Source organism: Pseudoxanthomonas sp. LjRoot125, assembly GCF_964252705.1.
GTDB lineage: Bacteria > Pseudomonadota > Gammaproteobacteria > Xanthomonadales > Xanthomonadaceae > Pseudoxanthomonas_A.
The window spans coordinates 1,610,453-1,623,780 of record NZ_CAXUOY020000001.1 but is presented as its reverse complement, the minus strand read 5'-3'; the positions used below and the strand labels follow the sequence as shown (position 1 = coordinate 1,623,780).

The 13,328-nt window shown below is 65.3% G+C and carries 16 protein-coding genes and 1 tRNA gene; 3 read left to right on the top strand and 14 right to left on the bottom strand.

What is annotated here, in order from left to right:
- Positions 1-45: 45 nt before the first annotated feature.
- The 5 genes from trmD to ffh form a co-directional block, all read right to left on the bottom strand.
- Complete coding sequence (gene trmD / locus ACSION_RS07445; protein WP_435305491.1) at positions 46-804, bottom strand: tRNA (guanosine(37)-N1)-methyltransferase TrmD; 759 nt, start codon at positions 802-804, stop codon at positions 46-48.
- 63 nt (positions 805-867) lie between these two features.
- On the bottom strand, positions 868-1,395 hold the full coding sequence (gene rimM, locus ACSION_RS07440; protein ID WP_435305490.1) for a ribosome maturation factor RimM: 528 nt from the start codon (positions 1,393-1,395) through the stop codon (positions 868-870).
- A gap of 35 nt (positions 1,396-1,430) precedes the next feature.
- Positions 1,431-1,688: a 30S ribosomal protein S16 gene (gene rpsP, locus ACSION_RS07435; RefSeq protein ID WP_056878379.1), complete on the bottom strand. Its 258-nt coding sequence runs from the start codon at positions 1,686-1,688 to the stop codon at positions 1,431-1,433.
- A gap of 105 nt (positions 1,689-1,793) precedes the next feature.
- Positions 1,794-2,594, bottom strand: coding sequence for an aminotransferase class IV family protein (locus tag ACSION_RS07430; RefSeq protein ID WP_435305489.1), 801 nt, complete (start codon positions 2,592-2,594; stop codon positions 1,794-1,796).
- A gap of 105 nt (positions 2,595-2,699) precedes the next feature.
- On the bottom strand, positions 2,700-4,070 hold the full coding sequence (gene ffh, locus ACSION_RS07425) for a signal recognition particle protein (protein WP_093490511.1): 1,371 nt from the start codon (positions 4,068-4,070) through the stop codon (positions 2,700-2,702).
- A gap of 125 nt (positions 4,071-4,195) precedes the next feature.
- Here ffh and ACSION_RS07420 point away from each other — a divergent pair, with 125 nt between their 5' ends.
- Positions 4,196-4,987, top strand: coding sequence for a cytochrome C assembly family protein (locus ACSION_RS07420; RefSeq protein ID WP_435305488.1), 792 nt, complete (start codon positions 4,196-4,198; stop codon positions 4,985-4,987).
- A gap of 106 nt (positions 4,988-5,093) precedes the next feature.
- Here the strand turns inward: ACSION_RS07420 and ACSION_RS07415 are convergent, their stop codons facing one another.
- The 5 genes from ACSION_RS07415 to ACSION_RS07395 all read right to left on the bottom strand — a co-directional run bounded on the left by ACSION_RS07415 (position 5,094) and on the right by ACSION_RS07395 (position 9,273).
- Positions 5,094-6,197, bottom strand: a complete 1,104-nt coding sequence (locus ACSION_RS07415; RefSeq protein ID WP_435305487.1) for a class I SAM-dependent methyltransferase — start codon at positions 6,195-6,197, stop codon at positions 5,094-5,096.
- 139 nt (positions 6,198-6,336) lie between these two features.
- Positions 6,337-7,725, bottom strand: coding sequence for a DNA repair protein RadA (gene radA, locus ACSION_RS07410; protein WP_435305486.1), 1,389 nt, complete (start codon positions 7,723-7,725; stop codon positions 6,337-6,339).
- Between the two features lie 104 nt (positions 7,726-7,829).
- Positions 7,830-7,905, bottom strand: a tRNA-Thr gene (locus tag ACSION_RS07405).
- Between the two features lie 157 nt (positions 7,906-8,062).
- Positions 8,063-8,560 (bottom strand): hypothetical protein, encoded by a 498-nt coding sequence (locus tag ACSION_RS07400; protein ID WP_435305485.1) that lies wholly within the window; start codon positions 8,558-8,560, stop codon positions 8,063-8,065.
- Between the two features lie 5 nt (positions 8,561-8,565).
- Entirely contained in the window at positions 8,566-9,273 is a 708-nt protein-coding gene (locus tag ACSION_RS07395) for an RHS repeat-associated core domain-containing protein (RefSeq protein ID WP_435305484.1), read from the bottom strand.
- 62 nt (positions 9,274-9,335) lie between these two features.
- Here ACSION_RS07395 and ACSION_RS07390 point away from each other — a divergent pair, with 62 nt between their 5' ends.
- Positions 9,336-9,521: a MarR family transcriptional regulator gene (locus tag ACSION_RS07390; protein WP_435305483.1), complete on the top strand. Its 186-nt coding sequence runs from the start codon at positions 9,336-9,338 to the stop codon at positions 9,519-9,521.
- Between the two features lie 21 nt (positions 9,522-9,542).
- On the top strand, positions 9,543-9,761 hold the full coding sequence (locus ACSION_RS07385) for a hypothetical protein (RefSeq protein WP_435305482.1): 219 nt from the start codon (positions 9,543-9,545) through the stop codon (positions 9,759-9,761).
- 408 nt (positions 9,762-10,169) lie between these two features.
- Here the strand turns inward: ACSION_RS07385 and ACSION_RS07380 are convergent, their stop codons facing one another.
- The 4 genes from ACSION_RS07380 to ispH all read right to left on the bottom strand — a co-directional run bounded on the left by ACSION_RS07380 (position 10,170) and on the right by ispH (position 13,321).
- A complete protein-coding gene (locus ACSION_RS07380) occupies positions 10,170-10,604 on the bottom strand; it encodes a hypothetical protein (RefSeq protein ID WP_435305481.1) in 435 nt (144 codons plus the stop codon).
- 357 nt (positions 10,605-10,961) lie between these two features.
- Complete coding sequence (locus ACSION_RS07375; protein WP_435305480.1) at positions 10,962-11,537, bottom strand: hypothetical protein; 576 nt, start codon at positions 11,535-11,537, stop codon at positions 10,962-10,964.
- Between the two features lie 151 nt (positions 11,538-11,688).
- The gene (locus ACSION_RS07370) at positions 11,689-12,333 is read right to left on the bottom strand and encodes a cation transporter (RefSeq protein ID WP_435305479.1); all 645 of its coding nucleotides are present in this window, start codon (positions 12,331-12,333) and stop codon (positions 11,689-11,691) included.
- A 37-nt stretch (positions 12,334-12,370) separates the two neighbouring features.
- Complete coding sequence (gene ispH / locus ACSION_RS07365) at positions 12,371-13,321, bottom strand: 4-hydroxy-3-methylbut-2-enyl diphosphate reductase (protein WP_435305478.1); 951 nt, start codon at positions 13,319-13,321, stop codon at positions 12,371-12,373.
- Between the last annotated feature and the right edge of the window lie 7 nt (positions 13,322-13,328).

Here is a 13,328-nt window from a genome sequence, read left to right as displayed (position 1 = left end):
ACCGCCCAAGGGTCGCGCATTCTACCGGATTTCCCGGCCGGGTGGCTACCCTGCCCCGTCCCGGCCCGCCAGAGCGGCCCTGAAGGCCTCCAGCAGCAGCCGGTCGGCCTTGGACAGTCCGGCCTCGTCCAGCAAGTCCGGACGGCGAAGCCAGGTTCGGCCCAGCGCCTGCTGGCGGCGCCAGCGCGCGATGGCAGCATGGTCGCCGGAGCGCAGGACCGCTGGCACGTCGCCCAGCGGATGGCTGGACGGCTGGGTGTAATGCGGGCAATCCAGCAACCCGTCGCCCTCGAAACTGTCCTGGACCGCGGACTCGGCATCGTTCAGCGCTCCCTCCTGCAGCCGGCCGACGGCATCGATCACCACCGCGGCCGCCAGCTCGCCCCCGGACAGGACGTAGTCGCCAATCGACAACTCCTCGTCGACTTCGGCCTCGAGGAAGCGCTCGTCCACGCCCTCGTAGCGGCCGCACAACAGGATCATCCTCGGCAGCGCCGCCAGCTCGCGCGCCTTCCTCTGGGTGAGCGGAGCGCCCTGCGGGCTCATGTAGATCACCGGCGCCGGGGCCGGATCCGCCGCACGGATCGCCGTCAGGCAGGCCTGCAGAGGCTCGATCAGCATCACCATGCCCGGGCCGCCACCGAACGGCCGGTCATCCACCCGACGATAGCCGCCGGTGGCGTAATCGCGCGGATTCCAGCCATGCAGCGACAGCAGTCCACGCTCCTGCGCGCGCCCTACCACGCCCACGGCCGCGGCCTGGGCGATGAAGTCGGGAAACAGGGTCATGACGTCGATGCGCATGGCGATCGGCTGCAGCTCGTTGGGGAAGCAGGGTAACCGCCAGGACGACGACGGGCGAAACGGCTAGAACTCGGGGTCCCAGTCCACCGTGACCACGCCCGCCTCGAAATCCACGGAACGGACGAACTCGGGTTCGACGAAGGGAATCAGTCGCTCGCGGTCGCCGCGCGCCACCAGCACATCGTTGGCGCCGGTGGAGAACAGATGCGAAACGGTGCCGAAATCGGTCCCGTCGGCATTCACCACCCGCAGACCTTCCAGGTCCACCCAGTAGAACTCGCCCGGTTTGGGCGGCGGCAGTGCCGATCGCGGGACATGGATCTCGGTGCCGTGCAGTGCTTCAACGGCGTCCCGGTCTTCCACCTCGGGCAGCGTGGCCACCAGGTGCTTGCCGGACGCTTTGCCGCGCACGCCGGTGAGCTCGCGTTCGCCGCCGCGCGCATCGCGGAGCGTCCAGGGCTGGTAGCGGAAAATCGCGTCGCGCGGCTCGGTCCAGGATTCGATCTTCACCTGACCGCGCACACCAAAAGCGCCCAGGAACCTGCCCAGCAGAATCGTTTTCTGCGGGTCGGTCGGGCGCTCTTGGCTCATGCGAAAAGGCCGCGCGCGGAGCGCGGCCGGACCACTCAGGCCGCCGGAGCGGACTTGGTGGCTTCCTTGTACAGGTTGCGGACCTTTTCGGTCAGCTGGGCGCCGTTGCCGACCCAATGGTCGACGCGCGCGATGTCGAGTTCGACACGCTTTTCGTTACCGGCGGCGACCGGGTTGTAGTAACCCACGCGCTCGATGTTGCGGCCGTCGCGCGCGCTGCGCGAGTCGGTGACGATGATGTGGTAGAACGGACGCTTCTTCGCGCCGCCGCGGGTGAGACGGATCTTGACCATGGTGTTTTCCAGTGTTGCCCAGTCGCCAGAATGGCGAGGTAAGCCGGCTATTCTAAGCCATTGAATCGGTCAGGAAAACCCACCCGGGGCCTTCGGCCTCCGCGATCAGGCCAGCGGCTTCCAGGGCGAGGCCTCCAACGCCCCGGCCATCCGTGCCATCAGGGCAGTATCAATGCCCCATGCGACAGCATCGACGCCCACCACCGGCTGTAACCCACTGGCGTTACAGGCAAAAGCGGCCTTGAACCGCCCCAGGTCAGCCTGCCGGACCCGTGTCGACCGCTGCGACACGCCGGCCCGGGCCAAGGCGGCCTGCAGCAACCGTTCGGTCGTGCCCCGCAGGGCCGGACCCTCGGGCCAGGTCACGGTGTCGCCGTCCCACAGGGCCAGGTTCCAGATCGAACCCTCCACGACCTGCCCCGCCGGATCGACGAACAACGCATCGTCAAACCCCTCGGCCAACGCCTGCCGGCGGTAGTGGAACAACGGAAACGTGCCCACGTGCTTGAACTGCGGCAGCGGGCGGACGAACGGATACGTCTTCACCCGTAGCGCCGGCTTTTCCGTTGCCGACGAGGGCGACAAGGTGACTAGTACATCGGGCACGACGGCGCGCGCCGGATCGCGGTAGTCGAAATGCAGGGAGAACACGGTGATGCGCACGGACGCATCGCGCAGTCCGGCCGATGCCAGCGCATGCGCCGCCTGCTGAAGCGCCGACTCGCCATCGAGCGATGCGCCGAACAACGCCTGCGTGGCGTCTTCGAGCCGTTGGATGTGCAAGTCACGACCCTGCACCGCACCGTCGCGCACCTGCATCGAGGTGAAGTGGCCGTAGTTCGCCAACGCCAGCGCGCGCAGCGCGTCCGCGAGGGCCGGTTCACCGTTGAGGAAAGCGAGGGTCATGGACCGGAACTCCGCTTCAATCAAATGTGGGAGCGACGTAAGTCGCGATGAACGGAGGCAAGATCGCGACTTACGTCGCTCCCACTGCAAGCGCAAGCGAAAGCATCAGCGGAACGGCATGCCGCCGCGGCCGCCCATCATGCTCTTCATGTTGCGCATCATGCCTTTCATGCCGCCGCCGGCCAGCTTGCCCATCATCTTTTCCATCTGCTGGAACTGCTTCATTAGCTTGTTGACGTCGGCCGGCGTCAGGCCCGCGCCCTTGGCGATGCGCGCACGGCGCGAACCATTCAGCAGCGCCGGGTTGCGACGCTCCTTCTTCGTCATCGAATTGATGATGGCGATCATGCGCGGCACTTCCTTGCCCTGCTGCACCTGCTGCTTCACGTGCTCGGGGATCTGGCCCATGCCCGGCAGCTTGTCCATCAGGCCGCTGATGCCGCCCATGTTCTGCATCTGCTCCAGCTGGTCGCGCATGTCGTTGAGGTCGAACTTCTTGCCCTTGATGACTTTCGCGGCGAGTTTCTCGGCCTTCTCGCGATCGACGCTCTGCTCGACCTGCTCGACCAGCGACAGCACGTCGCCCATGTCGAGGATGCGGTTGGCCACGCGCTCCGGATGGAAGACATCCAGGCCGTCGGGCTTCTCGCCCACGCCGATGAACTTGATCGGTTTGCCGGTGATGTAGCGCACCGACAGCGCCGCGCCGCCGCGCGCATCGCCGTCGGTCTTGGTCAGCACCACGCCGGTGAGCGGCAGCGCTTCGCTGAAGGCCTTGGCGGTGTTGGCGGCGTCCTGGCCGGTCATCGCGTCGACGACGAACAGCGTTTCCACCGGCTTGACCGCGGCGTGCAGCACCTTGATCTCGGCCATCATGGCCTCGTCGATCGCCAGGCGGCCGGCGGTGTCGACCAGCAGCACGTCGACGAAGGACTTCTTCGCATCATCGATGGCGGCACGCACAATGGCTTCCGGCTTCTGCCCGGCATCGGACGGGAAGAACAGCACGTCCACCTGCTCCGCCAGCGTCTTCAATTGCTCGATCGCGGCGGGACGGTAGACGTCCGCGCTGACCACCATCACCTTCTTCTTGCGCTTCTCGCGCAGGTGCTTGGCCAGCTTGCCGACGGTGGTGGTCTTGCCGGCGCCCTGCAGGCCGGCCATCAGGATGACGGCCGGTGCCGGCACGTTGAGGTTCAGATCGCTGGCCTGCGACCCCATCACCGCGGTCAGTTCGTCGCGGACCACCTTGATGAGCGCCTGGCCCGGCGTCAGCGACTTCAGCACTTCCTGGCCGACGGCGCGCACCTTGATGCGCTCGATCAGCGCCTGCACCACCGGCAGGGCCACGTCGGCCTCCAGCAGGGCGATGCGGACCTCGCGGGTGGCCTCGCGGATGTTCTCCTCGCTCAGGCGGCCACGGCCGCGCAGGCGTTCGATGGTGCCGGAGAGTCGCTGGGTCAGGGATTCGAACATGGAAGCAGTCACGCCAGGGGAAAACGGAGGGCGATTATAGCGGTCCCGCTCCCCGCCTCCTCCCCGCGCAGCGCGGGCCGCCTTCGCCCCTGCGCCGGCGCCGCCCGCTGTGCGACACTTCCCCGATGACAGTCATTCTCATCGCCGTTGCGCTCTATCTGCTCGCCGCCGGCCTGCTGGTCCGCTCCGTGGCCCGCGACACCGGCGAGGCCTCGCGGCCCTGGGTGTGGCCTGCACTGGGCGCGGTGGTGCTGCATGGCGCCTACCACCTGCTGGTGGCCTGGCGCACCCCCGGCGGCCCGGACATGCATTTCTTCGCCGCGCTCTCGCTGGTGGCGCTGGGCATGGCGGCAATGACGCTGCTGGTCGCCATCCAGGGCCGGATGGCCGCATTGGGCGTCGTGGCGTTCCCGCTGGCGGCCGTCCTGCTGGCGGCCTACCACTTCTACGGCCACCAGGCCTCCAGCGGATTGGACTGGCGCCTCCAGCTGCACGCCTGGCTGGCGCTGCTGGCGTACGCGGCGCTGGCCATCGCCGCGCTGCTGGCGGTGATGCTGTGGGCGCAGGAACGCGCCCTGCGTCGGCGCGAATTCCACCTCTGGCTGCGTGCCCTGCCGCCGCTGACGGAACTGGAAGACCTGCTGTTCCGCACGATCACGGTCGGCTTCATCCTGCTGACCGCCACGCTGCTGACCGGCGTGCTGTTCGTGGAGAACTTCCTGGCCCAGAAGCTCAGCCACAAGACGGTGCTGAGCGTGCTGTCATGGCTGGCGTTCGGGGCGCTGCTGGTCGGCCGCTGGCGCTATGGCTGGCGAGGCGTGAAAGCCGTCCGCTGGACCCTTGCCGCGATGGTGCTGTTGCTGCTGGCGTTCTTCGGCAGCAAGTTCGTCTACGAGATGGTGTTGAGGCGGGGTTAGTGCGCGGCTGACCGGCAATGCCCTCTGGCGCTCCCGGCCAACCAGGACCAGGGACGGAGGCAGCACTGAGCCGGTCCAGTCCAAGTCGGTAACTCTCCTGCAGGCTTCAATCCTTCAGGCGCGTGGTGTAACGGTAGGACACCCATTCCGTGATGTGTTCCGCCTCATCCAGGACCTCAGCCCCGCATGCGGCGACCAGATCCCTGACTTCATCCCGCGGAATGCCATTCATCATGAAGGTCGGATACGCAGATGGCGCCGACTCAACCACATCCTCTTCGGATATCGGGGCCGTGATGGCAATGGGATGGCGTGCCGGTATGGACCCGTGATCTGCGAACCAACACACCGCCTCCTGCACAACATCGAACTCCACGCACGCGCATCCCGTCACGCGCGGGGCGCATATCTCTATCGAAACTTCGCAGGTCTCGCCAGCGCGAACGCTTCCCGGCAGTCTGCTCCGAGCATCATCGTGCAGGATCTCCACGCCATCCGCGCCCACCCAGTGGTTGCCCACATTGATCTGGTGCACGAGATCTTGCATCCAGTCGACCCCGCTCTGGTTGGTAACCTGCAGCCGTACTACGGTCTTCTGGCCGGCAACGAGCGTAGCAGGCGCATCCAGCACGACGACCCGCGCGGCGCGCGCCTCTTCCGGCAGGACCGAACCCCCTCCGCCAGGCAACCATTCCTCGGTGAGGTGCGAGGGAATCTGGAACACCACGAATCCCCCCGGCCTCACGACTCTGTAGAACTCGCGTATGTAGCCGGCCGCCGCCTCCGGCGGCATGTGCTGGAGCACGATGTTGGAATAGACCAGGTCAAATTGCCCAGGTGCCAACACCGACAAGTCATCTCTATCGTTGACGATGAAGCGGATGTTCGACGCGCCCCCAGCAAAGGTGCGGGCGGTCTCCACCATGGTGGGCGAAATATCCACCGAAACCACCTGCGAGAATCCAGCCGCCAGCGCGATTGACAGGCGTCCCGCGCCACATCCGAAGTCCAGCGCCGATTCGCGGCCGTCAAAGCCCAGCGACCTCAAATCCTCAAGCAGATGCTCGATCTCAAGCCTGCCCGTGGCGAGGAAATCGTCAGGACACCATTTGCGTCCCCTCTTGTCCGGCTCGCTGAGCACCGCCCAAAGCGGATCGATCTGCGCCAATCGTTCCCAGGTGTCCTGTACTTCCCGCAAATCGCCAGGCATGCACGTCGCTCCGCTCGGGTTTCCGACAGCTTAGCACTGAGATCTTGCGTGACGTGACGCTACCGCCCCCCCCGCCCGCCTCATGCTACTCGGGCCATAAAGCGAGCGTCCTGATCGCGACTGAAGTCGTCGGCGCCATTCAATCGGCGGCCGCCTCCAGCGCCTGCGACAGCCGCTCCACCGCCACCACTTCCAACCCTTTGAACGTGCCCGACTTCGGCGCGTTGCCCTTGGGCACGATGGCGCGCTTGAAGCCGTGCGTGGCCGCTTCGCGCAGGCGCTCTTCGCCGTTGGGCACTGGGCGGATCTCGCCCGAGAGACCCACTTCGCCGAAGGCCACGGTCTTCTCGGCCAGCGGACGGTCGCGCAGCGAGGACAGCACCGCCAGCAGCACCGGCAAGTCGGCCGCGGTTTCCTGCACGCGGATGCCGCCGACGACATTCACGAACACGTCCTGGTCGCCCACCACCACGCCGCCGTGCCGATGCAGCACGGCCAGCAACATCGCCAGGCGATTCTGTTCCAGGCCCACCGCCACGCGACGCGGGTTGGACAACGGCGAGCTGTCCACCAGCGCCTGTACTTCCACCAGCAGCGGGCGCGTGCCTTCGCGGGTGACCATCACGCAGCTGCCGGGCTGCTGCGCACTGCCGGAGAGGAAGATCGCCGACGGGTTGGGCACTTCCTTCAGGCCCTTCTCGCCCATCGCGAACACGCCCAGTTCGTTCACTGCGCCGAAGCGGTTCTTGAATGCGCGCAGCACGCGGAACCGGCTGCCGCTCTCGCCTTCGAAGTACAGCACCGCATCGACCATGTGCTCCAGCACGCGCGGGCCGGCGATGCCGCCTTCCTTGGTCACGTGGCCCACCAGGAAGACGGCGGTGCCGGTCTCCTTGGCGTAGCGCACCAGCCGCGCGGCGCTCTCGCGCACCTGGCTGACGGAACCCGGCGCGGCGGTCAGCGATTCGGTCCACAGGGTCTGCACGGAGTCGGCGACGATCAGTTTCGGCCGCGCCACCGAGGCGTGCTGCAGGATGGTCTCGATGCCGGTCTCGGCCAGCGCCTGCAGGTTGTCCAGCGGCAGGTCCAGGCGGACGGCGCGGCCAGCGACCTGGGCCAGCGATTCCTCGCCGGTGACGTACAGCGCCGGCAGGCTGGCCGACATCCGGGCCAGCGCCTGCAGCAACAGGGTGGACTTGCCGATGCCGGGGTCGCCGCCCACCAGCACCACGGCGCCCTCCACCAGGCCGCCGCCCAGCACGCGGTCGAACTCGCCGATGCCGGTGGTCACGCGCGCTTCTTCGCTGTGGCGCACGTCTTTCAGGGCGGTGATCTTCGGGGCTTCGGCCTTCCCGGCCCAGCCCGAGCGGCGGGCCGCGGGTGGTGCGCCAGCGGCGGTCTCCAGCACGATCTCGCTGAGCGAATTCCACGCCCCGCAGTCGGCGCACTGGCCCTGCCATTTGCTGTGGTCGGCCCCGCATTCGGCGCAGACGTAGGCGGTACGGGACTTGGCGGAGGTCTTGGCCACGGGAAACCTGTCGGGACGGCGAGCGGCTACTGTATCGGCCCGCCGTCTCCGCAGGCGAGACCCGGAAAAAACAAAGCCCCGCCGAAGCGGGGCCTTGTCACGACTGGTGCCGGAAATAGGAATCGAACCTACGACCTACGCATTACGAATGCGCCGCTCTACCAACTGAGCTATTCCGGCGGAGCCGCGAATTTTAGGGGTTGGGGTGGGGGCGGGTCAATGCGGGGGTGTTCGGGATTGGGTGTAAGCCGCTGGGAAGCCGGGGGTGGGTGGCTTGCACCCTGTCGGCTCGGCTTGATGGTTTGGCCTGACGGACGTGTCATCGAAGTCGCGTCCATCATCGTCTCGGCCTGTTGGGGTTCGCAAGCTCACCCCAACCTATGGCGCTACCACATGTCTCGGCATCATCTGGATAGGTCGAACGACACCACGTTATCCATCTACGTCGATTCTCCTCGCGCTCCTGTGGAGTGGCGCCGTTGTAAACAAAGATGAAGTTCTGACCAGTGATCTGGTTAAGGATCGCCGACAGAGCATCATGAACTGTATTCGGGCTGTAGTGACGCTCTTCCTCGAAAGCAGTTGACGCATTGTTCTTGAGGCTAATCTTGGGTGCGACCAACGGCCGAATGTCATCCAGGTGCGCTACCAGATAAGGAACCGCAGGCTCCCCCAGAGCTTCCAGCCTAACGAAAGCTCTTCTTCCTGCACTCTCAGATCTAGGAATCTCATCAACGAGCTCAGCAATATGACCTTCAAGTGATGTAGCTTCAGGCCCACTTGCACAGGCAGAAAAAAGGCTGAGAGCTAACATGGCAACCGCGATAGATTTCATTGAGCTCATTTCTTTCCTCCACATTCGCAATCGCAGCCGAGCGCGTCCAGCACAGCCTGGCGATCCGCCGCAGTTACAACCCCGTTAGACTCCGCCATCACGGTCCCCTCCCAACCAGGCTGAGAAATCGTCTGCCCGCGGACGGCTTCGGTGTAACGATTGGGAAGACCCATAATGTGGCCAGCCTCATGAGCAGCCACCCATGGATCAGCGCCCATATACCAGTTGGAAACATTAGATCGACCTGCTCCAAGTATCAAATTCACTCTTGTAGCTCCCCACCCACCAATGCTTGTAGTGACAGTGAAGCCACTTGTCGACCATGCATTCTCAATAGCGGAGCGAAGCGCCGCGACTTGCGTCGAGTCGGACGCACCCTCGCCTTGAAATCTGAAGTTGATGTTTATCTCGGCACCAGACTCGGTACACCTACAGGTAGCTTTTAGCCCAAGCGGATCAATGCTCGATATCGGATTCCCTCCTACATACCCATAAGTGTTCAACCCACCACCCAATCCAATCGGGTCCGACTGCGTATACCGCCCCAAGCGCGCATCGTAGTACCGATTGACGTTGTACCAAAGCCCGGTTTCCTGATCGTAGTACTGCCCCGGGAAGCCGATGTTCAGGCCACCGATGCTGTCCAGCGTTACCGCACGGTCAAACGCATAGTTGCTGGCACGCCACACCACCGCCTTGGCCGTATTGGTCACAATCTCAGGTCGACCGAGGTGGTCGTTGTGCACCCAGTACACTCACGGGATTGCAGGCGTTGATGGGCATTGCACGTGCACAGGGACGCGCTGCTTGCACGCGGGCTCGTCTTGCAGAGCAACTGGGGCTAACCAACGGATCGATGTCAGTGCTGGTTGCGCGGCTGACACGCCTTGGCTACGTCGAGCCAGATTCGTTTCAGCAGGGCCTAAAGGCCGTCCAACTACAGCTCACCGCGAAGGGATAGAAGGCCATGTATGGAGGCTTGGTGGGCTGGGACGATATCGCTGATGTCTGGTTTGCAGACATGTCCGCGAAACGTCGCAATGACCTCTTTGGTGCACTTGCGGCGCTCAATGGCGATTACAGCCAACGAGCGATGGACGAAAGGGCCGAAAAGTACCTGAAGTCGCTAAGGCTGCACGAGACACGAAGTCGCGCGATTGCGCAAAGGGGCCGGCCCCGCAAGCTGGCGAAGGATCGCTAGGTACGGTTTCGGATCTTGCGCTCGGCTTCCTCGGCTGCTTTTGCTAGCGCGCGATACGATGACTTCGATTGGTCAGGGGAGACGGCTGGCAGGTTAGCCCCACAGTGCTTGCAGACGACGGCAGCCACCCTGACGGCTTCAGCGCACTTGGGGCATGTCCGATAGCCGGGATCATTGCCGCTAGGGCGTTGCAGGGTCCCAAAGCCAAACAAGATCACCCCAACGGCTACGGTGCCGATGGATAGGTACGTGTTCGTTTGCTTGTTCTCGTACTCGGTGATGGGGTCCGGACCAGACCGGAAGGGTCCACGAATCTCTTGCATTGCATCGTGGTAGTTCAATGCGAAAGCGAGCCACGCCAAGCCAAGTCCAATGAGGATGGCACCAATGCTCTTCATGATTGCGCCCTCAGAATGCGGTGGGTGTGATTTGGTACAGGCCCTGTTGCGTGATGGACAAGCGCATCTTGGATTGCCTGCCGGCTTCCACCGTGTGGGCTATCTCACGGCGATGGGCTGCTTCGTTGGTCCACGAGCAAACACCACCGCCTGACGGCCCCGCACCGATGACGTGTTGCCCGACCGGGAGGTGGAAGGTCAGGGTTTCAGACGTCCGGAAGTGGGCAGCGATCTGCCCGTCCACGTATAGGGCAATGGGGCAAGCAGCACCGAGCGCACCCTGATCCCGGACGACAACCAGCTGCCCGCTGGGCTCATCGATGGGCCGGCTGTGGGCAAACACCCGGTCAGCTGGGACCGGCTTGGCTTCGGACAGGGAAACAGGACTGGTGGCGCAAGCGGCAGCAAGGACAGGTATCAGGCAAAACACGGCAAAACGCTTCATAGAAGAGCTCCTGGGTTGATGGAATTGCCTCTCATGTCAGGCTGCTAGCTTCTCCACTGCCGCTGCCAGGTGTTCCGGCCCCAAATGTGCGTAACGCAGCGTCATGGTGATATCCGCATGGCCCAGTAGTTCCCGGACGGTGTTCAGGTCGACCCCCGCCAAGGATCTGCGCCCCGGCAGCCGGGCTTCATCGGATGATGGCGCGCCAACGTGGTGCGTCAGGGACTCTCGATGGCTCGACAGGGAGCCTGGCTTCCTCCTGACGGAAGCGCCGAAGGTCCGTGGCTCCTCTTTCTCCGTGCGTTGGGGTTCGTAAACTCACCCCAACCTATGCGCAACAAGCCGCTGTCGACGCGACTACGGACACACCCCATGCTGCTTCGCCAGCGCCGACTTCTCCGGGTCGGTCTTCGCCAGGTAGTCGCAGACCAGGCTCTTGCCGTAGTCCGACGACACCTGCTGGGCCTCGTCCGAGTTGATGTAGGCCAGGGTCTTCTTGAAACAGGGTGCTTCGAACATGGCGGCGATCGCGTCCTTCTTCGGGGCGGGCAATCGTTCCAGCTCCGGCAGCAGGTCGTCGAGCGTGGCGGCCCGGCGTCCGGCCTCGGCCAGGTCGGTCGCGCTCTCGGAGGCGATCAGCGCCAGGCAGTGCTCGGATTCCTGCGGCGTCAGCAGGCGCGACAACGGTACGTCGAGGCGTGCGGCCAGCGCGTTGACATCGAACGCGGCCATCGAGCCTTCCATCATCGCTCGCTCCGTGGGATCGGTGGGCATCTGCTCCCGCATCGACTGCAGGATCGCCTCGTCCCCGCGGAACACCTCGAACAGATACGTCACCAACTTCGCCGCCCCCGGCGGCGCGGCCGTCTGGGCCGCCAACGTGCCGCACAGGCAGAGCAATACGGCCCCTGCCGCCATCATCGAACGCTTCATCAGATCCCCTTGTCATCCCCGCATGCGGCAGCCCGCCAACCGCCCGACTGCCCCGTGCATCCACGGCGCCCCGATACGGCGCGCCTCCCCTGGATGCAGGGTCGATCTTAGGCGGCGCGCCGACCATCGAACAAGCGCGGGTGGGCCAGGATCAGCGCGTGGCTGTGGCGTTCGCCGCCGGTGCGACCTTGAGCTCGCGCCAGGCGGCGCGCAACACGCGCGAGGAAGACCGCAGGAACATCACCAACAGCGCGGCCGCGATCAGCAGATCGGGCCACCCGGCCCCGAACGCCCAGACCAGCGCAGCGGCCAGCAGCACCGCACCGCCTTCGACGATGTCGTTGCGCGAGCATTCCCACGCCGAGGCCATGTTGACGTCGCCGGTGCGGTACGGCGTGAACAGCCACAGGCAGGCGGCGTTCGCCGCCAGGTTCAACGCGGCGGCGATGCCCATGCCTTCGAACAGCGGCACCGCGGGGTTGGCCAGCCGCCACGCGATCTGCACGCCCACCGCGACCGCGGCGCCGAGGATCAGCAGCCCCTTGAAGAACGCGACCTTCGCCTTCGCACGCAACGACGCGCCCACCACCGCCAGGCTGATCGCATAGGTCAGCGCATCACCGAGGTTGTCGAGGCTGCCCGACAGCAGCGACGACGAATGCGCACGCCAGGCGGCGAACATCATCATCGCGAAGGTGGCCAGGTTGATCGCCAGCACGAAGCGCAGCACGCGGCGCTGCTTCGCCTCCAGCGCGGCGACATCGACGACCTTCCCGCATCCGCAGCATTCGGACATTCGCCTATCCCGTTCCGCGTGCGCGTGAGGCCGCGCCTCAGCCGACCAGCTGCAGGCGCAGTTCCTTGGGCAGGGCGAACACCATGTTCTCGGGTTCGCCGTCCAGTTCGCTGACGCCGACGGCGCCGAGGTCGCGCAGGCGCTGGATGACGCCGTCGATCAGCACGTCCGGCGCGGAAGCGCCGGCGGTCACGCCGATGCGTTGCTTGCCGTCGATCCAGCGCGGGTCGATCTCGTGCGCGCCGTCGATCAGGTACGACTCCACGCCGTCGCGCTCGGCCAGCTCGCGCAGGCGGTTGGAGTTGGAGCTGTTCGGCGAACCGACCACGAGCACCAGGTCGCACTGCTTGGCCAGGTCGCGCACGGCATCCTGGCGGTTCTGGGTGGCGTAGCAGATGTCATCGTTCTTCGGTCCGTGGATGGCCGGGAAACGCGCCTGCAGCGCCTGGATGATGCCCACCGTGTCGTCGACCGACAGCGTGGTCTGGGTGGTGTAGAACAGGTTCTCGGGCTGGCTGACTTCCAGCGTGGCCACCTGGTCGATGTCCTCCACCAGGTAGATCTGCCCTTCCCCGCCCTCGCGGTTCCACTGGCCCATCGTGCCTTCCACCTCGGGATGGCCGGCGTGGCCGATCAGCACCACGTCGCGCCCGGCGCGGCAGTGGCGTGCCACTTCCAGGTGCACCTTGGTGACCAGTGGGCAGGTGGCGTCGAACACTTTCAATCCGCGCCGCGTGGCTTCGCCGCGCACCGCCTGCGAAACGCCATGCGCGCTGAAGATGACGGTGGCGCCATCCGGCACTTCGTCGAGTTCTTCCACGAAGATCGCGCCGCGTTGCTTCAGGTCGTCGACGACGAAGCGGTTGTGCACCACTTCATGGCGCACGTAGATCGGTGCGCCCAGCGTTTCGATGGCGCGCTTGACGATCTCGATGGCGCGGTCGACACCAGCGCAGAAACCGCGGGGATTGGCGAGCAGGACGTCCATGCGTGGA